Source organism: Haloarcula quadrata, assembly GCF_003634715.1.
GTDB classification, from domain to species: Archaea; Halobacteriota; Halobacteria; order Halobacteriales; family Haloarculaceae; genus Haloarcula; species Haloarcula marismortui.
In genome coordinates, this window is sequence record NZ_RBWW01000001.1 from 757,047 (window position 1) to 775,818 (window position 18,772).

General features: G+C 59.1%; 16 protein-coding genes, 2 tRNA genes and 1 pseudogene. 10 read left to right on the forward strand and 9 right to left on the reverse strand.

The annotated features are described in order from the left end of the window. Nucleotides 1-34: 34 nt before the first annotated feature. The 4 genes from BDK61_RS03905 to BDK61_RS03920 are packed head-to-tail and all read left to right on the forward strand — an operon-like array spanning nucleotide 35 to nucleotide 6,265. Nucleotides 35-1,228, forward strand: coding sequence for an HsdM family class I SAM-dependent methyltransferase (locus BDK61_RS03905; RefSeq protein WP_244209679.1), 1,194 nt, complete (start codon nucleotides 35-37; stop codon nucleotides 1,226-1,228). Continuing rightward, nucleotides 1,221-2,579, forward strand: coding sequence for a restriction endonuclease subunit S (locus BDK61_RS03910; RefSeq protein WP_121302358.1), 1,359 nt, complete (start codon nucleotides 1,221-1,223; stop codon nucleotides 2,577-2,579). Before BDK61_RS03905 ends, BDK61_RS03910 begins: the two co-directional genes overlap by 8 nt. Further along, nucleotides 2,572-5,550 carry a type I restriction endonuclease subunit R gene (locus tag BDK61_RS03915; protein WP_121302359.1) on the forward strand — a complete coding sequence of 993 codons (2,979 nt, stop codon included), beginning with the start codon at nucleotides 2,572-2,574 and terminating at the stop codon, nucleotides 5,548-5,550. Before BDK61_RS03910 ends, BDK61_RS03915 begins: the two co-directional genes overlap by 8 nt. After that, a complete protein-coding gene (locus BDK61_RS03920) occupies nucleotides 5,543-6,265 on the forward strand; it encodes a M48 family metallopeptidase (RefSeq protein WP_121302360.1) in 723 nt (240 codons plus the stop codon). Before BDK61_RS03915 ends, BDK61_RS03920 begins: the two co-directional genes overlap by 8 nt. Here BDK61_RS03920 and BDK61_RS03925 read toward each other — a convergent pair whose 3' ends face one another. Genes BDK61_RS03925 through BDK61_RS23720 form a run of 3 tightly spaced genes read right to left on the reverse strand, consistent with a single transcriptional unit; the run spans nucleotide 6,266 to nucleotide 7,591 of the window. After that, nucleotides 6,266-6,814 carry a TATA-box-binding protein gene (locus BDK61_RS03925; RefSeq protein WP_121302361.1) on the reverse strand — a complete coding sequence of 183 codons (549 nt, stop codon included), beginning with the start codon at nucleotides 6,812-6,814 and terminating at the stop codon, nucleotides 6,266-6,268. A 46-nt stretch (nucleotides 6,815-6,860) separates the two neighbouring features. Then, nucleotides 6,861-7,133 carry a hypothetical protein gene (locus BDK61_RS03930; protein WP_121302362.1) on the reverse strand — a complete coding sequence of 91 codons (273 nt, stop codon included), beginning with the start codon at nucleotides 7,131-7,133 and terminating at the stop codon, nucleotides 6,861-6,863. Beyond that, nucleotides 7,130-7,591 (reverse strand): SWIM zinc finger family protein, encoded by a 462-nt coding sequence (locus BDK61_RS23720; protein WP_208644658.1) that lies wholly within the window; start codon nucleotides 7,589-7,591, stop codon nucleotides 7,130-7,132. Before BDK61_RS23720 ends, BDK61_RS03930 begins: the two co-directional genes overlap by 4 nt. A 724-nt stretch (nucleotides 7,592-8,315) precedes the next feature. Here BDK61_RS23720 and BDK61_RS03945 point away from each other — a divergent pair. Next, nucleotides 8,316-8,774 (forward strand): FxLYD domain-containing protein, encoded by a 459-nt coding sequence (locus BDK61_RS03945; protein ID WP_121302364.1) that lies wholly within the window; start codon nucleotides 8,316-8,318, stop codon nucleotides 8,772-8,774. A gap of 70 nt (nucleotides 8,775-8,844) precedes the next feature. After that, the gene (locus BDK61_RS03950; RefSeq protein WP_121302365.1) at nucleotides 8,845-9,420 is read left to right on the forward strand and encodes a hypothetical protein; all 576 of its coding nucleotides are present in this window, start codon (nucleotides 8,845-8,847) and stop codon (nucleotides 9,418-9,420) included. Nucleotides 9,421-9,677: 257 nt separating this feature from the next. Here the strand turns inward: BDK61_RS03950 and BDK61_RS03955 are convergent. Together BDK61_RS03955 and BDK61_RS03960 are read right to left on the reverse strand one after the other, a co-directional pair. After that, nucleotides 9,678-9,751: transfer RNA gene (locus tag BDK61_RS03955), tRNA-Phe, on the reverse strand. A 729-nt stretch (nucleotides 9,752-10,480) separates the two neighbouring features. After that, a tRNA-Val gene (locus BDK61_RS03960) sits at nucleotides 10,481-10,554 on the reverse strand. A 97-nt stretch (nucleotides 10,555-10,651) separates the two neighbouring features. Here BDK61_RS03960 and BDK61_RS03965 point away from each other — a divergent pair. From BDK61_RS03965 to BDK61_RS03975, 3 genes are all read left to right on the forward strand, one after another. Further along, complete coding sequence (locus BDK61_RS03965) at nucleotides 10,652-11,239, forward strand: DUF192 domain-containing protein (protein ID WP_121302366.1); 588 nt, start codon at nucleotides 10,652-10,654, stop codon at nucleotides 11,237-11,239. A gap of 39 nt (nucleotides 11,240-11,278) precedes the next feature. Further along, complete coding sequence (locus tag BDK61_RS03970) at nucleotides 11,279-13,201, forward strand: ABC transporter ATP-binding protein (protein WP_121302367.1); 1,923 nt, start codon at nucleotides 11,279-11,281, stop codon at nucleotides 13,199-13,201. Between the two features lie 127 nt (nucleotides 13,202-13,328). Continuing rightward, nucleotides 13,329-13,772 (forward strand): hypothetical protein, encoded by a 444-nt coding sequence (locus tag BDK61_RS03975; RefSeq protein WP_121302368.1) that lies wholly within the window; start codon nucleotides 13,329-13,331, stop codon nucleotides 13,770-13,772. A 5-nt stretch (nucleotides 13,773-13,777) separates the two neighbouring features. On the opposite strand, the gene BDK61_RS03980 is transcribed toward BDK61_RS03975, so the two are convergent. From BDK61_RS03980 to coxB, 3 genes and pseudogenes are all read right to left on the reverse strand, one after another. Then, nucleotides 13,778-14,044 carry a cytochrome C oxidase subunit IV family protein gene (locus BDK61_RS03980; RefSeq protein ID WP_121302369.1) on the reverse strand — a complete coding sequence of 89 codons (267 nt, stop codon included), beginning with the start codon at nucleotides 14,042-14,044 and terminating at the stop codon, nucleotides 13,778-13,780. Nucleotides 14,045-14,048: 4 nt separating this feature from the next. After that, nucleotides 14,049-16,613, reverse strand: a pseudogene (locus BDK61_RS03985) (cbb3-type cytochrome c oxidase subunit I). After that, nucleotides 16,610-17,428, reverse strand: coding sequence for a cytochrome c oxidase subunit II (gene coxB / locus BDK61_RS03990; protein ID WP_121302370.1), 819 nt, complete (start codon nucleotides 17,426-17,428; stop codon nucleotides 16,610-16,612). Before coxB ends, BDK61_RS03985 begins: the two are co-directional and overlap by 4 nt. Nucleotides 17,429-17,545: 117 nt before the next feature. Between coxB and BDK61_RS03995 the strand changes: the two genes are divergently transcribed. Beyond that, nucleotides 17,546-18,070 carry a DUF6789 family protein gene (locus BDK61_RS03995; RefSeq protein WP_004958973.1) on the forward strand — a complete coding sequence of 175 codons (525 nt, stop codon included), beginning with the start codon at nucleotides 17,546-17,548 and terminating at the stop codon, nucleotides 18,068-18,070. A gap of 187 nt (nucleotides 18,071-18,257) precedes the next feature. Here BDK61_RS03995 and BDK61_RS04000 read toward each other — a convergent pair whose 3' ends face one another. Beyond that, nucleotides 18,258-18,704: a DUF5790 family protein gene (locus tag BDK61_RS04000; protein WP_004958971.1), complete on the reverse strand. Its 447-nt coding sequence runs from the start codon at nucleotides 18,702-18,704 to the stop codon at nucleotides 18,258-18,260. Nucleotides 18,705-18,772 lie beyond the last annotated feature (68 nt).

Here is an 18,772-nt window from a genome sequence, read left to right on the forward strand (position 1 = left end):
GCTGTCACGCGGTTCTCATCTTAGCTAAAGACGGATGCTGAAGGGTATCTTCGAGGGGACGGACTACATCGAGGCTGACGCACTTGGCGACGAACGGCTCGGGAGACTGGTCGAACACCTCTCGAAGTACGACTTCGACCGGGACAGCGTTCCCCCGGACATGCTCGGAGAGGCCTACATGGACTTGGTTCGGCACTTTGCCGAAGAGGAAGGGAAGTCCGGCGGCCAGTTCTTTACCCCGCCCCACATTGTGAACCTCTGCGTTCGGCTTGTGGACGAGTTCGAGGACGGCCACACCTTCCACGACCCGACCGTCGGCTCCGGTGGTATGCTTATTGAGGCCGCCCGCTACTACCGCGAGGAACAGGGTGGCGACCCCTCGAAACTTGAACTCACCGGGCAGGAAATCAATCCCGACATAGCCGCCATCGCCCGAATGAATCTCTCTATCCACGGGCTAAATGGCTCTATTGCACGCGAAGACTCGCTGGCGAGTCCGGAGTTCACCAACGACGAGGACAACGAACTGACACGCTTCGACCGAGTGCTGGCGAACTTCCCGTTCTCGGCCAATTGGGCCAAAGACGAACTACAGGACGACCCGTGGGGACGCTTCGACTGGCACGAGAAACTCCCTCGCGCCGACCGTGGCGACTACGCGTTCGTCATGCACATGGCGAAGCAGTTGAAGCGGCCCGACCGCGATGGAACGGGTGGGAAGGCGGCTATCGTAATTCCTCACGGTGTACTGTTCCGGAAGCATGAACAGCGCTACCGGAAGCCGATGTTGGAGAACGACATGGTGGAAGCCGTCGTCGGCCTTCCCGAGAACCTCTTTCAGAACAACAGTATTCCATCGGCCATTCTTGTGTTGAATACCGCAAAGCCCGACGAGCGCAAGAATGAGGTACAGTTCATTCACGCCGCTGACGAGGACTTCTACCGAGAACTTTCGAATCAGAATGAATTGACCAAGGAAGGCCTTGACCACATCGTAGAGAACTTCCGGAGCTGGACGACCGAAGAGCGCGTCAGTCGAACGGTAGCGCTAGACGAGATTAAAGAGAACGAGTACAACCTGAATATCGCGCTCTACGTCGATACGACCGAACCTGAAGAGGACATAGACGTACAGGAAGAACTCGGAAAATTGCGTGAGTTGCAAACCGAGCGCGACGAGATTGAATCACAGATGAATCAGCACATGAAGGTATTGAACTATGAGTGAAGAAGCAACCTTGGATGACTTCACCGAGACTGCCGGAGAGGCAGAGTCAGGAGAAGAGAGTGAACAAGAACTATTCGGGTTAGGTAAGATTCCGATAGATTGGTCAATTGAGTCGCTCGCGGATATAGCCGAAATTATTCCGGGGAACTCGCCTCCCTCGTCTACTTACAACGAAAAGGGTGAGGGACTTCCATTCTTCCAAGGCAACTCCGAGTTCGGGCACTTTCATCCTGTGGCAGACACATGGTGTTCGGAGCCTCGGAAGGAAGCCGCAAAGAACGATGTACTGATGAGCATTCGCGCTCCGGTTGGCGATTTGAACATCGCGGATAGGAACTGCTGTATTGGCCGTGGACTTGCGGCTCTTCGACCCAAGAGCCTCAATGGTCTCTATCTCTTCTATAACCTTGCCGAACGAAAGCCGTGGCTCTCTCGTCTTGCGACTGGCAGTACATTCAAGTCTGTCACCAAGAGCGACCTACAGTTGCTTGACATTCCGGTTCCGTCACTTCAGGAACAGCGCAAAATCGCTACTGTAATCCACAACGTTGACCGGGCGATTCAGAAGACTGAAAACATAGAATCGCAGATTCGCCAAACCAAGAAAGGAATTGTTCAAGACGTTCTTGAGCGTGGGTTAGGGGCCTCGGAGACTTCAGACACAGGTACAAAACTTGGAAGCATTCCAACCCACTGGGAAGTGACTACAATCGAGAATATTGTTGCCGACGAAGAAAATGCGTTTACTGACGGAGCGCGGTATTCTCTTTCCTCCGCAGAAATTCACGATGAGGGAGAGGCAAGAGCGATTCTCCTACAAGAAGTGGGTGAAGGAGAGTTCAATGACGAAGACCCGAAATTTGCGACAGAAGAAAAATACGAAGAGATTACCCACAGGGCAATCTACCCCGGTGAAGTAGTCGTCGCAAAGATGGCAGAACCCGTTGCAAGGGCCTGTATAGTGCCTGAAAAGTACGATAAGTACCTTCTCGGTTGTGCGGACGTTGTTCGGGTTCAGACGAACGAGGAGTTCGATGAGAGATTCCTGATGTACTGTATGAACTCACACAAAGTCTGGCGACAGGCCGTTGCCCATCTCCGTGGAACCGGTAGAAGTCGAATCAACCTCGAAAATATTGCAGAACTAAAACTACCGAAGCCACCCCTGAAAGAGCAGGTTGAGATTGCGGATACACTTGAGAAATTTGACCAAAGAGTCGAAAACGAACAGGATTACCGTGACCGACTTCAGCGCCTCAAGCAGAGTCTCATGCAAGACTTGCTCTCGGGAACAGTCCGAACAACCGACACTAACATAGAGGTGCCCGACGAAATCGCACAGCATGGTTAATATCCCATCTGAACAAGGCGTCGAACGCTCTCTTCTCTCTTGGCTTGACGGCGTTGGATGGGAGACACACGGCCAAGACGGTGACCGAGGTTCGAACGTCCTTGACGACGCTTACGAACGCAAAAGCCACGAAGTCGTCTATTGGGACTTACTGGCCGAACAGGTCGTCGCGCTCAATGAGGACGTGACCGACGAAAACGTAGACAAGTTCATCTCGTCACTGAAGCGCGACCTCGACACCGAGAACCTGATGGACGGGAACCGAGCGTTCCACCAACTGCTGACGAAGGGCAAGACCTTCTCCGTCCAACGCGACGACGGTTCGACCGAGACGGTCTACGTTGACCTGATAGACTACGACGACCACGAAAACAACCGCTTCCACGCCGTCAATCAGTTTTCCGTCTCCCGTGAGACGACTATTCGCCCCGACGTGAGTCTCTTCGTGAACGGGATTCCGCTGGTCACGATGGAACTCAAGAGCCAAGCACAGGACAACGACTGGCACGACGCCGTCCGTGACCTTCGGAACTACGAGAAAGACGTATCACGACTCTTCGTCCCCGGCCTGTTCAACATCGCCGCCGACACCTTTGAACTCCGCTACGGCGCGGTCGGCGCACCCAAGGAGTTCTACGAGCCGTGGAACGACGCCCCCGAAGAGTTCGAGGACAGCAACGACGTGAGGCAGGCCATCAAGGCTCTGTGTAACCCCAAATCTATCCTCGACCTGCTGAAGAACTTCGTCTTCTACGAGCGCCGAGCCGGTGGAGACGCGAAAATCGTCCCCCGGTACATGCAGTACTACGCGGTGAACGCGATTCTCGACCGCGTTCGTGAGGGCGTCCACAAGCGCGGCCTCGTCTGGCACACCCAAGGGTCGGGCAAGTCGTTTACCATGCTCTATGCCGCCGAGAACCTTCTCTCGCGCCCCACTGTGGCCCGCAATCCGCAGGTGTTCATCATTGTCGATACGGACAAGTTGAACTCCCAAATGCGCGACCAGTTGGCGAACCTCACCCTCGAACAGTGGACAGAGGCCGAGAGTATCGCCCACCTTGAGGAACTTATCGAACAAGGCCAAAGTGAACTGGTTCTCACGACGATTCAGAAGTTCGAGGACGTTGACCCCGACGAACAGGGCAACGACGAGGTAATCGTCATGAGCGACGAGGCCCACCGCTTTATGGAAGCCGACCTTGGCAGTCGTCTCGACGCCGCCCTTCCCGACTGCTACCACTTCGGCTTCACCGGGACGCCCGTCCGTGAGGGTGAGCGTCATGAAGACCGTAACACGTTCCGTGAGTTCTCACCCGAGGACGAGGACTACCTACACCGCTACTCGGTCAAGCAGGGTATCGAGGACGGGCTGATTCTTCCGGTCTATTTCACGCTCCGTCACGAGATGGAGTGGGAGATAGACGAAGCAGGGCTTGACGAGGAGTTCGAGCAGGAGTTTCGTGGATTGAGTACGGACGAGAAGCGCGAGTTCATTCAAAAGAACGTAACCGCTCGGACACTGGCCGAAATCGAACCTCGCGTAGACCGCGCCGTCGAAGAAATAGACCGACACTACGACGAACACGTCGCGCCGAACGGGTGGAAAGGGATGGTCGTCACACCGAGCCGCCGGTCAGCCGCCATGTACGGCGAGCGGCTCATTGACTGTCGCGGCGAGGACGAAGTGGAAGTTCTCTACACGGCGACCAACGACGACCCCGACCTGATTCAGCAGTTCCACACCGACTCCGAAGAGCGTGACAGTATCATCAAGGCGTTCAAGCAGACCGACGAGGAAGCCGAGGAAGTCACGCCGAAACTGCTGGTCGTCCACAACATGCTTCTGACGGGCTTCGACGCACCGATTATGAAGACGATGTACCTCGACCGGAATCTCAAAAACCACAATCTCATGCAGGCTATCGCCCGCACGAACCGGCCTGCCGAGGGCAAGGAGAACGGTGAGATTGTAGACTTCCAAGGTATCTTCGAGAACATCGACGACGCCCTCGATTACGACGCCGAGACGAAGGCCTACGCCGCCCGCGACAAGGACGAACTCTACGACGACCTGAAAGACCAGTTGGAAACGGTCATGGGTATCTTCGATGGCATACCCAAGGACGACACCCAAGAGGCCGCCTACGAGGCCGTCGAACGCATTAGCACCCATCCCGAGCGCCGCGAGTTCAAACAGGGCTTCCGCCGTCTACAGAATCTCTACGAAGCCGTCGCTCCGGACAAGCGGCTCATTAACGAGGGTATCGAGCGCGACTACAAGTGGTTGAGCCGGATTCACGTCGCGTTCAAGCGCACGACCGGGGGCGAAGATGACCCCGAAGACGACATGCGCGAGAAGACGCGAGAGATTATCAACGAGAACGTCGAAATCACGGAAATCAAGGACGACTTCCCGACCTACAAACTCGGGGAAGAGTACCTCGAAGACGTAGAAGGATTGGACAACCCCGGCGTCAAGGCCTCACAGATTGCCCACGCAACCCGCGAACACCTACACCCTCGGGAGAACCAGAATCCTCGCTACAAGCGGTTGAGCGAGCGCGTGACGGACATTGTGGAACGCTGGCAGGGTGATGAAATCAGTGACCCCGACGCCGTCGAGGCGCTGAAATCGGTCGAAAAAGAGGTTCTGAACGTCGAAGAGGAAGCCGAAGAGCAGGGGATGGACGACGCGGAGTTCGCCATATACACGCACCTCACAGAGCAGACTCCCGACGCTATCGAGTCTGAAGAACAGGCCGAGGAAGTGGCCGAAGAAATCGTCTCACAGTTCCGCGAACGCGTTGACCGAGGATACCACGGGTGGAAGACGAACCAGCAGACCATCGCGGAAATCGAGCGTATCCTGTTGGACGTACTGGTGAAGGAAAACGAACTCGGCCACCTGATTCGAGACGACGATGGGTTCGTAGACTCGATACGGAACTACCTTATCGAGAATCATGGCTAAAGCCCACAGTCGGAACATCGACCTGTTGGGGAACCCCGTCGAGTACGAGGTACGTCATAGCGCCGACGCCAGTGAACCGCGTATCGACGTTGACATACACGGCGTGACGGTCGTCGTTCCCGAAGACGACGACGTTCAGCCCACAGAACTACTCAAGGAGAACGCGGCATGGGTGGTAGACCAGCAACGGAAGTACGACGCCTACCGAGAGCAAGTCCCCAACCGGACATTCGAGGCTGGCGAGCGCTTCCCATTCCTCGGTGAAGACCGGGAACTCGTTATCGAGCCACTACAGAAACAAGAGGTAGACGAGGATTCGATTCGACTCCGAAAGAGTGCCGTCGGGCAATCTTCGGTCAAGCAAGTTCTCGAAAACTTCTATCGGAGCCGGGCGCGGGACTATCTCACCAACCGCACAGACCACTACGCCGAGCGCATGGGTGTCGAGTACGAAAAACTCGAACTCCGAAACCAGCGCACACGGTGGGGTAGTTGTTCGACTGGCGGAACGATTAGCCTGAACTGGCGGCTCATTATGGCCCCACCCGACGTTGTTGATTACCTCGTCGTCCACGAACTCGCTCACCTGACCGAACAGCACCACGGACGAGAGTTCTGGCAGTTGGTCGGAGAACATATCCCGGACTACAAGGAGAAGGCCGAGTGGTTAGAACAGAACAGCGCGAAGCTGGTGTTTAGCGAAGAAGACGTGTGACTACACAACTGCCTGTAGCCGGGATTCCATTTGTTCAATCGCGTCGGTCACATCTGCCACATCGGTAAGTCCGGTGCAAAGCAGTTTCCCGCTGGCAAAGACCAACATGACGTAATCCCCTTCTCGATACATGAGCGCCGGGAACTGTTCGGGTTCGTATTCGGTGTGTTCCATCCCGAGTTCGAGCGTCAGGGCTTCCAACGGGATTGGTGAGCCAATATCCGCCGTTGCGACGATGTTGCTGATTTCTACGGTCGGCTCGTACTCGAACTGTAGAATGTCCCGCATGAGAGTATTAACCCGGTCTGCTACCTCATGAAAATGTTCGACCGAATTGCCGCCTGCTATTGAACAGCGACCGCTCCGATAGAATGCGACGTAGGTATCATCGGGCGCGAACCGAGTCTGTAGCCAGTGATTCTCGGCAGGTTCGTATGTTACGTCAGAAATCTCACCACGGCGAGTGAATGTGTCTGCCAACGCGTCTAATGCAATCTCTTGCTGATAGGTGATTGTCCCGACGACGTTGACGACCGTTGGCTCTACCACTATTCCGAGAAAGGTGGCTGTCGGGTATAAGTTCGGTTGGTCTTGGTCAAGGCCGACTGCGGTCAACGGTCTTGACACTGACGAGCCATCCCGACCAGTACACGGCCTCGACAATCACCTCATCGGCCCCGTCGGTCGGCAGTCCGATAGTACGACTTCCGCAGTCACACATCATGCGCCGGACGACCCACCCGTCGGCGTTGTAGTAGGTCGCGTAGACGACGGCTTTGTCGCCCGTCCGAATCCGTCGGTTACAACGGTCGCAGATGTTGCCCACCTGTACGCCGTTGAGGGCTGCCGCCGGGGATGGACGAGTCATTCGCCTTCACCCGGCAGGTCACGGCGACCGTCTCGGACACACGGCCAGCACGGGAAGTCACCGGAGAGTTCGGCACAGTCGCAGTCCTCGGGACGGTCGTCGGCACCGAACGAGTCGAGGGTGACACCCCCGTCGGTCGCGGCAACCTTCGGCGTCTCTTCGACGTGCTGACCGAGTTGTGCGTCTACCTCGTCGGCGTCAACCCACGCGGGAATCGGTCGGTTACCGGTTGCGAAGGCGACACGACGGATGTGCTTACACCGGACTTCCCTGTAATCGTGGTCGGGGCAAGTACAGCGCCCTTCGAAGGCGTCCACACGGTATTCTGACCCGCTCTCGGTCGTAACCGAGTACACGTCGCCCCAAAGCGGAAGGGTGGTCATGTATTCCGTCAGGGCGCGTACATCGCGCTGTTCGAGGTCGGTACTCTCATGCCTCTCGGCAGTTGTAGTTGGCATTGGTCTTCGCTCCCGAAGGCCACCGCTCGCGTGCCTCTAACACGCGGGCTTTCTGACGCGAATCAAGCCCCGAGAAGCGGTCGCCCTCTATTGATTACTACGTTCTATAATATTATAATTCTTGGGTATGTGAGGTAGATATTTGATTACCTTTGCGAATAGGCGTATGCTCACACTACCGCACAGAGGCGCTGAAGGCACTTCAGAAATGACGCTCCAATCTACTCGTCCGCGCCTCGACCGCGCTCACGCACCACTCACGCCGCTCTCACCGCGTGCTGGTGGCGTGGCTACCATAGAAAAGGACAGTAGAACGTTTCTCGTTCCGGTTTAGGGAACGACCAGTGTTACTCTTCCTTGGGTTCGAGAGTCGCCGCGTCGAGTTCGCCATCGAGGTACTGTTGGCCTTCTTCGGAAAGCGTGTAGACTCCGTTTCCGAGGTGACGGAGCATACCGTGGTTCAGTAATACCTTGGCTCTCTGCGTGATATACGACCTGCTGAATCGTACAAGGCCGCTATCTTCCATTTGCTTCGGAGTTCCCGTTTCGTTCTCCGAGAGGTATTCGAGAATCCGTTCATCGCAGATTACCATGAAATCACCCGAGAGGCGCATGATAGTGTGAAACGCGCCGTTGAGTGGTGACAACGCCGAATAGTTGAGTATCAAAGCTAAAGTTTAGTACCAAACTTTCATTATGCGACACCTCGCTACTACGAACTGGTATGAAATTGAACCGAAGACGCTACCTCGCAACGATTGGTGCGACCGTCAGCGGCCTCGTGCTCGCTGGCTGTTCTGAAAGCGAATCAGGCGATTTCGAGGACGGCAACGGTAGCGGCACCAGCACGTCCGGGAACGGTGGTTCCAACGGAAACAGCGGTGACGGGTCCTCGAAGGACGTGGAATTGCTGAATCACGAGATGGTCCGAGAGAACGAAGGCAAAATGAGCGAGACGGTGAAGGTTGTCGGTGAAGCCGAGAACGTCAGCGGTGGCGAACTCTCATACGCCGAGGTAGAGGTGAAGTTCTACGAGGGCGACACGCTGGCGGAATCGTTCATGGACAACATCAACGGCTGGTCGGCAGGCGAAACGTGGAGTTTCGAGGTGCAGTATCCCGGCATGGGTGACGACGCCGCCGCGATTGACGACTACGAGATTCGTGCTGGCACGTCGCTATAGACACCCTCAATTTTCTGTCGAAACTATCGACAGGTAAGCGCTTATCAAGTCAGTATCCGGGTATAGGTGCATGACCGAACAACCCGAATCAGGCGAACTTCTCGTCGGCTCATACCTTCGACTTGTAGAGGGGTGTGAGTTGGTCATGTACAATCAGCGCTCGCAGGAGCAAGGCGACCAACTCGAAATTGACGTGATAGGGGTAGACAACACTGACGAGGGTGAACAGGTCGTCTATACCTGCGAGGTTGTGACCCACATCGACGGGCTTCACTATTCGGGAACACCTGATACTAACCGGTGGGCAGAGTACGGTAACGAGGACTACCAGCATACTCTTGAACGCCTGTGGCAGAAGTTCACTGCGGATAGGGAGTACGTCACCGACCTGTTTGACGCCGATTCCTATGTCTTCCAATTCTGGTCGCCCGTCGTGCGCGGGAACCGTGACGAAAAGTACCTACTGACAGGCCTCTACAACATGGCCGACGAGTTCGAGGTGGAAACCGGCGCGGAGCTTGAACTCGTAATCAACGAGGAATACACCGAGCGCATAGAAGCCTTGCGCGAGAGAGCAGGACAGACCGAGAAGGATTACGGGGAACTCGGCTTTCGCATCCTTCAGATACTCGAACACCTTCGGTGAGCGCGCGTCAAGCTCGGTATAGACGACTACCCTTGGAAACCCTAACCCCTCGAAAACGCCACTCACAGCAGTCAAATCCATACAATCCATTCCGTAACAGGGGAAGGACTGAAAGGGCCTCGGTACGTACAATCTAATGAAACGCCCGACGGCGAAGGGTGCGTTCGTGAGCCGGTTCAAATCTCCCCGCGATTCGCGGGGGCGAACCTGCCGAAATCCGCCGCTATACGGTCAATAGGGAACGAACCGCAGGAAAATGCCGCCTCCCGGATTTGAACCGGGGACAGCTCGATCTTCAGTCGAGTGCTCTCCCAGTCTGAGCTAAGGCGGCGCGCACTCCAATCGATGACGAGGGTAGAAAAAAGCATTTCGAAAGCGGGCGGAGGTTTTGTGGCATCCGCCGGGAGGGTCGACCGCTGATTACGGGAGAAATAGGTCCGCGCTGTCGAACGTCTCGCCACAGTCGTCGCATTCGTACTCAGTGCCATTAGTCGTCGAGACGTCCCCGCTGCAGGCCGGACACGTCGAGCCATCTATCATGTCATGCACTACCACCACTCCGGATATATGGATTACGGGCGACTATCAATCGAGATAGAGGGCCCCGTTTCTGCTGGCTGTGGGTGTTTGCCCCGCTGTAGTTGGCTCTCCCATAGACTGAGCTTGGAATTGAATGCCCCGAGAAGCCCAGTTGGTCCAGGCGTCACAGGCTGGGTCTGAGCGGATTCGAACCGAAGGAAGACTCACTATGTTCGTCTTCCGGGGCTCGAACCAACATTTCCCACACAGACACCGCTGGCTCCGCGTTACACTCGTCGCAGTCGGTGTCAGAAGTGGGTCTGAACGGATTCAAACCGAAGCCAGACGTGCTCACTGCGTTGCGCGCGACTGGCAGGAATCGAATCCACAGGAACCAGCCGCTCCTCACGTCCGTTCGTCGCAGAATGGGTCCGGGCGGATTCGAACCACGGTCACTCCGCGCTGCTTCGTTCCCTGATTCGAACCGCCCGGGTCGCATCACACACGCGGCGCTCGTCAGTGAGCGCCGGGAGAAGTTCAGTGGGTCCGGGCGGATTCGAACCACCGGCCTCGGCCTTGTAAAGGCCACGTCATAACCAACTAGACCACGGACCCGTACTCCACTGTTTTCCATCGGCAGGAATAACGCTTTCTCTCTCGGTCGACAGTGGGCACCGACAGTATTACCCACGACCTACCCCTCACACGGAGTATGCAGCGCCCTGCCGTGGTTGTCCTCGGACTGGTTGGCCTGCTCGTTGCCGCCGCCGTGGTCCTCCAGACCGGCCTCTGGGTCGAGGTGCTTGGCACCGGCGAGTACGAGGAGGGCACAGTAACGGTCCGTGAGGGGTCAGACGCGGTGACAACAACCGCAACACAGCCTTCTACGGATGCTTCGACGCCAGGGACGACCGTCGCGGTGCGTGAAAAAAATGCTGGGGAACCGCTGGGGACGGTTGAGGTTCGCATCGCACAGACGTTCGATCAGCGGTACGTCGGCCTGAGCAACACCGAGTCGCTTGGGCCAAACGAAGGAATGCTGTTCGTCCACGACGAGGCGGGCCAGTACACCTACGTCATGCGGAACATGTCGTTCCCGCTTGACATCATCTTCATCGACGCCAACGGCACTATCACGACCATCCACCACGCGCCGCTCCCGCCGGAGGGGACCTCCGAGAGCGGCCTGACAGGCTACGCGGGGCGGGGCAAGTACGTCCTCGAAGTGAACCGCGGGTGGACAAACCGGACCGGCGTTGCGGTCGGCGACCGGGTCGACCTGCCGCCCGAAGCTACGTAGCCCGACGGCCTTTTGCGGGTTCGGCCCCTGAATTCGATAATGGATTTCGACGCGGGTTCGGACGACGACGTGTTCGAAGACGCCAGGGAACGCGTCGACCGGCCGATGCTTCGACTGTTCACCGGTTACGGACAGGGCCACTGGGGAGCGTTCGTCGTCGGCCTCTGCAGTTCTATTGTCGCTCGGATGCTGGACCTACTGCCACCGATCCTCTTGGCGCTGGCTATCGACGCTATCTTCCTACAGGAGGCCGAATACGGCCTCTTCCTGATACCCGACGCCTGGATTCCCAACGGGCAGGGGCCACAGCTGTGGCTCACTGCCGGCATCATCGCCGCCTCGTTCGGCCTCGGGGCCGTCTTCCACTGGAGTCGGAACTGGGGCTGGAACAAGTTCGCCCAGCACGTTCAACACGCCGTCCGCACCGACACCTACGAGACGATGCAGCGGCTGAACATGGACTTCTTCGCCGATAAGCAGACCGGCGAGATGATGTCGGTGCTGTCGAACGACGTCAACCGGCTGGAGAAGTTCCTCAACGACGGCCTCAACTCCGCTTCGCGGATGATAATCATGGTCGTCGGCATCGCCACGTACCTGTTCTACATGAACTGGCAACTGGCGCTGGTCGCGCTGTTGCCCGTCCCGATTATCGCCGTGTTTACAAAGCGGTTCATCGACGTTATCCAGCCGAAATACGCCGAGGTCCGGTCGACGGTCGGCAAGCTCAACTCCAGACTGGAAAACAACCTCAGCGGCATCCAGATAATCAAGACCGCCAACACCGAGCCGTACGAGGCCGACCGAGTCGAGGACACCTCTGAGGACTACCTCGACGCCAACTGGGACGCCATCGAGACGCGTATCACCTTCTTCCCTGGCCTCCGGCTCGTCTCGGGCATCGGCTTCGTCGTCACGTTCATCGTCGGCGGACTGATGGTCACCGGGCAGGCACCCGGACCGCTGACGGCGAGCCTCTCCCGCGGGCAGTTTGTCGCCTTCATCATCTACACCCAGCGGTTCGTCTGGCCGATGGCGCAGTTCGGGCAGATCATCAATATGTACCAGCGGGCCTACGCCTCCGCTGAGCGCGTGTTCGGGTTGATGGACACGCCCGGTCGCCTCGAAGAGGCCGAGGACGCGCCGCCGCTTGCCGTGACCGACGGTCGCGTCGCGTACGAGGACGTGGTCTTTAGCTACGATGGCGACGACGAGCCGGTGCTTTCGGACATCTCATTCGAGGCCGACGGCGGCGAGACAGTCGCCCTCGTTGGCCCGACCGGCGCGGGGAAATCAACCGTGCTGAAGCTCCTGCTCCGGATGTACGACGTTGACTCCGGCACGGTTCGCATCGACGGCCAGAACGTGCAGGACGTACAGATACAGAGCATCCGTCGCGCCATCGGCTACGTCAGTCAGGAGACGTTCCTGTTCTACGGCACCGTCCGCGAGAACATCGCTTACGGAACCTTCGACGCGACCGATGAGGAAATCGTCACCGCCGCGGAAGCCGCCGAAGCCGACCAGTTCGTCCGTAACCTTCCGGACGGCTACGACACGATGGTTGGCGAACGCGGCGTCAAGCTCTCGGGCGGCCAGCGCCAGCGCATCGCCATCGCCCGGGCGATTCTGAAAGACCCCGAAATCCTCATTCTCGACGAGGCGACAAGCGACGTGGACACGGAGACGGAAATGCTCATCCAGCGCTCGCTTGACGACCTGACCGCCGACCGGACCACGTTCGCCATCGCGCACCGTCTCTCGACGGTGAAAGACGCCGACACGATTCTCGTCGTCGAGGACGGCCGTATCGTCGAACGCGGGAGTCACGCCGAACTGCTCGCCGCCGACGGCCTCTATGCCAACCTCTGGGCAGTTCAGGCCGGCGAAATCGACGAGCTTCCGGAAGAGTTCGTCGAGAGAGCGATTCAGCGACGGGCGCGGACGGATGCCGACGATTGAAGCGGTGAGAACGCAATGTTCGAACCGTCAGTGGTCGGTATTGGCTAATGCCTGAACCAGCGAAAACACCGGTTTCTGGTTGGCCGAGCACAAACGATTATTACATCTTGTATTGTAATGCTATCATATGACAACCACGTACCTCGCTAGCATGGCACTGATGGGTGCGTTAGTGGTGGCGGTGGTCACATGGATGGTCCGCGGGCGAGGGTGGTATCACTACAGCCCGGGGTCGTCAACGAGCGGCCGGTCTCCAACGAGTGACCGCGAGAGTCACTTCGAGACGTATGCCGACCAGCCGATGGTCTGGGTCGGCGCGTTCGCGGTGCTGGTCGTCGGCCTCCTCGTCGGCGTCGTCGCGTCTATCTCCGGCCCCGTCGAGACCCAGTCGATAGCGGGGCTTGCGGTCGCCGTGGTCGGTGGGGCGGGCCTCTGTGGCTACCTGCTGTTTGGGGTGTATCTCTCGGCGACGCGACGGGGACATCCCCGCTCGCTAGCGGTCGCCGAGTCCGCGACTGTCGCGGGCGTTCTCTTTCTCATCGCGGTCGGTTTCCAGCTTGTCGGGGCCTGAGACCCTCACAGTATCGAGTACGCCGCCGCGCCGGTCAGCGCGAGCGCAGCAACAGTCCCGCCCAGCACGAGGTACGTGACGGCCCGTGGTTCCCAGCGGAGGTGCTGGTAGTACGCGGCGACGCCGACGGCCTTGACGACCGACAGCACCATGATGAGCGCGAAGGCGGGCCAGTAGGCGCTGTCGACGAGGCCGGTGAACTCGACGACGGCCTGCGCGGTCGCGAAGACGAACAGTACGACGTATATGACGGTGTAGCCTTTCCAGTCCATTGTTCTAGAGGATGTAAAACAGCGGGAACAGGAACAGCCAGACGATGTCGACGAAGTGCCAGTACAGCCCGAAGTACTCGATGGCCCTGTCGTCGCCCTGGTAGGCCCCGTTCCAGGCCCTGATGGTCATGTACGCACAGATAACCAGCCCGATGGTGACGTGCGCGCCATGGAGCCCCGTCGTCAGGTAGAACGTCGACGACGCGATGTTCGTCGAGAGGTTCCACCCGTTCGGGAACGCCTCTGTACTGATGTGGAACAGGTGCTGCCACTCCAGCCCCTTATTGATGAGGAAGCCCACGCCGAGCGCGAACGTTCCCATGAGTGCGGCGACGGTCCCGCGCTTGCTCTCGCGTTCGGCGGCGACCATCGCCAGCACGACGAGGAAACTCGACGTGAGCAACAGATACGTGTTGATGAGGCCGGGCATGGTCACGTGCTCGGCGGGAATGAGGTCGTGGTGCCAGGCCGTCCAGCCGTAGGCGACCCGAACGAAGGCATACGAGCCGATGAAGGCCCCGAACAGGACGATGTCGCTGGCGAGGAACGTCCACATCCCGAGTTTCATCTTCTCGACGCGCTCGAAGGGCCACCGCTCGGCGATGGCCATCTCCGGGGCGTGGAACGGCTCGCGGGTCATCCCGACGAGCGACCCGAACGTCGCCACCCCGCCGACGGCCGCCATCGACAGGTAAAACACGCTCCCCGTCCGCACGCCCGAGAGCCCGAGGAACGCGATGAACCCGCCGAGGCTGACGAGAAACGGCCAGAAACTGGCGTGGCTGGCGTGTTCCTCGCCGCCGACCTCGTGGGCCGGCTCCATCGTAGTGGCCGTCGCCGTGGCCCTCGCCGTTACCGCGCCACCGTCCGTCGCGGTCCCGCCGTCGGCCGCCGCGTGGCCATGCGCCGCTGCTCCGGGCATGCTTTCGGTCCGCTCGGTGACTGTCTCGTCGTCAAGGAACTCCAGCTTGCCGGTGGCGTAGCTTGGGACGCCGGGGAAGTTCTCCAGCGGCGGCGGCGAGGAGACGGCCCATTCGGCGGAGGTGGCGTACTCCTATGGGTTGGGGCCAGCGTCCTCGCCGCGCCAGAGGCTCACAAAGAGGTTGTAGAACATGAGCAGGAAACTCGCGCCGAGAATGAACCCGCCGACAGTGGCCATCGAGTGCCATATCTGCAGGCCATCGGGGTAGACGAACACTCGCCGCGGCGTCTCCCAGGCGATGAACATCGGGAAGTACAGCAGATTGAACCCGAGGAAGTAGACGCCGAACTGTATCTTCCCCAGCGTCTCGTTGTACATCTTCCCCGTTATCTTCGGATACCAGTAGTAGAGGCCGCCGAACAGCGCCGTCGCGCCCGCGACCATCACGTAGTGGAAATGCGCGACGACCCAGTACGTCCCGCGGAACTGGTAGTCCAGCACGATTGCGCCGAGGAAGACGCCGGTGATGCCGCCGATGATGAACAGGATGAGCGCGCCCAGCGAGAATAGGAACGGCGTTGTGAACCGGACCCGCCCCTTCGCCATCGTGTAGATGAGCGAGAACACCATCAGGTCGAATGGCAGGGAGATGCCGATGGTCGTCGCCATGAAGATGGTCTTGATTGGGAGGTTGATGCCGGTCAGGAACATGTGATGCATCCAGACCACGAAGCTCTGGAGCGCCACCAGCACCATCGAGATGATGAACCACTTGCGGCCGACCAGCCGCCGGCCGGTGAAGGTCTGGAAGCACTCGGCCATCACGCCCAGCGCCGGGAAGAAGACGATGTACACCTCCGGATGGCCGAAGAACCAGAACAGGTGCGCCCACAGCAGCGACGCACCCGGATTGTCCGCGTCGGTCGCCATCGTCGTCCCGTCGATGGAGTACTGGAAGTAGGTTGTCCCGAGGATGTGGTCCGAAGCGAGTATCATCAGCGCCGCAAGCAGCGCCGCGAAGGCAAACAGCATCATCCAGACGGTGAGGTTGATAGACAGCGAGAAGATGGGGATGTCCCGCATCCGCAGGCCCTCGGCACGCATGCGGTACATCGTCGTCAGGAAGTTCACCGACCCCAGCGTCACCGCGGCGGTGAACATGATGAGCGCCAGCACGACCGAGGTCGCCCCCAGTCCCTCGCCGGGGATGTACGCCGGCGTGTTCAGCGGGGCGTACATCGTCCACCCGCCCGCGAAGGTGGTCCCCTGGAAGAAGGAGACGCCCATCAGAATGCCCGAGAACAGGTAGAGCCAGTACGACAGCGCGTTCAGCCGCGGGAAGGCGAGGTCGTCCGCGCCGATCTGTAGCGGGACGAGGTAGTTCGCAAAGCCGAAGGCAAACGGCGAAATGAACCAGAACACCATCAGGAGGCCGTGGGTCGACACTGCCTGATTGTACCCCATCGACCCCAGCAAGTCAGCGCCTGAGGAAATCAGTTCCAGGCGGAATAGCAGGGCGAGAACGCCCCCAAAGACCAGAAAGAACAGCGCGGTGATGAGATACAGCACGCCGATGTCCTTGTGGTTGGTTGTGAGGAACCATCGGCTGACCGACGACTTCGGCGGGAGGCCGTGGTCGTGGCTCATGCTGGGGCACCTCCGGTGGTCGCGGCTACGTCGCCTGCGGTCGGTGTCCCGAGGCTGGTCGATTCGGTTGCGGTCCCGTTCGCGGCCGGTTGGTCTCCGCTCCCGGCCGAACCTTCAGTCCCGTTGTACCACTCCTCGTACTCGTCCTGTGGCATCACAACCACGTCTGTCGTCATCAGCGAGTGGCCGCTGCCACACAGTTCGTAGCACTTGGCGGCGTAAGTTCCCGTCTCGTTGGCCGTGAACCAGGCTGACGTGTACTGGCCCGGAACGGCGTCGGTCTTGACTCGCAACTCCGGGATCCCGAAGTTGTGGAACACGTCCGTCGAAGTCACCTGTAATCTGACCACGCGGTCCTGTGGCACCCGGAGCGTGTTGGCCGTGTGTCCGTTCGGGTAGATGAAGTCCCAGCCGAAGCGGTACCCTTCCACGTCGATTTCAAGCGCCTCCTCCTGGGCCGGGTCGGGACCCTGTTCGATGTACAGCAGTTGCGAGTACGTCCAGGCGATGAGCGAGACGACGATGATGGCGCTGATACTGAACGAGTAGAACACCTTCCGCCCCCCCGTGCCGCCGGTTGGCAACTCCCCCATCTCGGGCCGCTCGACCTTGTCGGCGTACGGGTCCGTTCCGCTCCCGTCGTCGCGGTACTTGAGCGCGTGGTACATGGTGTAGGCCACGACGACCACCCCGACAGCTGTCCCCAGCAGCAGGAACACCTCGAATATTTGCTCGAACACCGCACTGGGTGCCCTGACGTCGCCACCGTGCAAGGGGAACACAACCGTGGCGTATGTTATCAAGGATGTCGCCATTTCTTCATGATTCTTCCCACCCTGTAATAGGTATTGCGGACAGAAATCTGACACATATCCTTTGGTGGCCTAACGTGTGCGGGAACCTTTTTGTCCACTGCCATGTTACAACACACCATGGAAGATACGTCATCCGGCGTCGAGGACCCGCCCGTCAACGACGACGGTCTCACCGAGGCCGAGGAGTTCGATAGTCTCGCCGGGATTCTCGCTGACGGCGTCGTCGGCGCCGCCGGTGGACTGGTCGGGACAGCGATGATGACGGTCGTCTTCCTCATCGCCCAGTCACTGGGCGCGTTCAACCTCGAGGACTTCGCCATCCTCACCGAACTCGTGGGTCTGACTGGCTACGTACCGGAGGTCCTGTTCGGCTTCTTCATCTTCCTCGGCGGCGGGATGTTCCCGTGGCCGCTGCTGTTCGCCTCGCTGAAGGCGTACCTCCCGGGCCAGTCTGACCCCGTCAGCGGCGTGTTTTTCGGCGCGGCCATGTGGACTGGATTCGTACTCGCCTTCTATACCGGTCAGTCCGGACTCATGTTGGTGCTGTACGCAGTGCTGACACTCGTTGCTCACATCGTCTACGGCATTGGCCTCGGCGCAGTGTTCAACTACTTCTCGACGCGCCCGGACTCTATCGTCTGAGCCGGACCGCCGGCATACTTGAGCGATTAAAGGGTGTCGCAACGACCACCTGAACAGCAGTCAGGCTTGGCTATAGAGCCGAGCACGGTGGTATATCGGTCCGAAAAAACGCTGGACGACGCGAGCGACGCGCTAGCTACCGGCGGAGCACGCGGCGGGCATTCGCCGGAACGTGGCTGTCCCGAACTCAGGCTTCCGCTTCCGCGTCGGCGTCGCCGTCCGCCTCCGCGTCCGCCCCGTCTTCACCCTCGAATTCTTCGAGCGTGCTGCGAAGCTGTGGAATCGTCGCTGTGAGGTCGCCGACCTGCTCGCGGGCATCGTCGACATCGTCGATGAGGTCCGCGATGGTCTCGATTTCTTCAGCGAGGTCATCAGCGTCCTCGAAGGCGTCCGCGCGTTCGCCCATCGTGTACCACTTCTTTGCGTCGCGGAGGTGGTCCTCGGCGTCGCCCACATCGAGTGCTGTCTTGAGCGAGTTCAGCACACCGAGCGTGTTGTCGGCTTCCACGTCCCAGACCGAATCGGCCGCTGGGAGTGCGTTTCGGGCCTCTGCGAGCGACTCCTCGACGTCGGTTCGCATCTCGTTTGCGGCCTCGCCGAACAGTTCGTCGTCGTCCAGACTTGACTGACTCATATGGGACGATTTGTGTGGTAAGGGATTAAAAGCACGCCTGAAAGTGAAAGTGAAACCGCAAGACGTGA

What these genes read in the sequence shown, in the direction of transcription:
- BDK61_RS03905 (WP_244209679.1), top strand. Translation starts at nt 35, where the DNA reads ATGCTGAAGGGTATCTTCGAGGGGACGGACTACATCGAGGCTGACGCA.
- BDK61_RS03910 (WP_121302358.1), top strand. Translation starts at nt 1,221, where the DNA reads ATGAGTGAAGAAGCAACCTTGGATGACTTCACCGAGACTGCCGGAGAG.
- BDK61_RS03915 (WP_121302359.1), top strand. Translation starts at nt 2,572, where the DNA reads ATGGTTAATATCCCATCTGAACAAGGCGTCGAACGCTCTCTTCTCTCT.
- BDK61_RS03920 (WP_121302360.1), top strand. Translation starts at nt 5,543, where the DNA reads ATGGCTAAAGCCCACAGTCGGAACATCGACCTGTTGGGGAACCCCGTC.
- BDK61_RS03930 (WP_121302362.1), bottom strand. Translation starts at nt 7,133, where the DNA reads ATGACTCGTCCATCCCCGGCGGCAGCCCTCAACGGCGTACAGGTGGGC.
- BDK61_RS23720 (WP_208644658.1), bottom strand. Translation starts at nt 7,591, where the DNA reads ATGCCAACTACAACTGCCGAGAGGCATGAGAGTACCGACCTCGAACAG.
- BDK61_RS03945 (WP_121302364.1), top strand. Translation starts at nt 8,316, where the DNA reads ATGAAATTGAACCGAAGACGCTACCTCGCAACGATTGGTGCGACCGTC.
- BDK61_RS03950 (WP_121302365.1), top strand. Translation starts at nt 8,845, where the DNA reads ATGACCGAACAACCCGAATCAGGCGAACTTCTCGTCGGCTCATACCTT.
- BDK61_RS03965 (WP_121302366.1), top strand. Translation starts at nt 10,652, where the DNA reads ATGCAGCGCCCTGCCGTGGTTGTCCTCGGACTGGTTGGCCTGCTCGTT.
- BDK61_RS03970 (WP_121302367.1), top strand. Translation starts at nt 11,279, where the DNA reads ATGGATTTCGACGCGGGTTCGGACGACGACGTGTTCGAAGACGCCAGG.
- BDK61_RS03975 (WP_121302368.1), top strand. Translation starts at nt 13,329, where the DNA reads ATGACAACCACGTACCTCGCTAGCATGGCACTGATGGGTGCGTTAGTG.
- BDK61_RS03980 (WP_121302369.1), bottom strand. Translation starts at nt 14,044, where the DNA reads ATGGACTGGAAAGGCTACACCGTCATATACGTCGTACTGTTCGTCTTC.
- coxB (WP_121302370.1), bottom strand. Translation starts at nt 17,428, where the DNA reads ATGGCGACATCCTTGATAACATACGCCACGGTTGTGTTCCCCTTGCAC.
- BDK61_RS03995 (WP_004958973.1), top strand. Translation starts at nt 17,546, where the DNA reads ATGGAAGATACGTCATCCGGCGTCGAGGACCCGCCCGTCAACGACGAC.
- BDK61_RS04000 (WP_004958971.1), bottom strand. Translation starts at nt 18,704, where the DNA reads ATGAGTCAGTCAAGTCTGGACGACGACGAACTGTTCGGCGAGGCCGCA.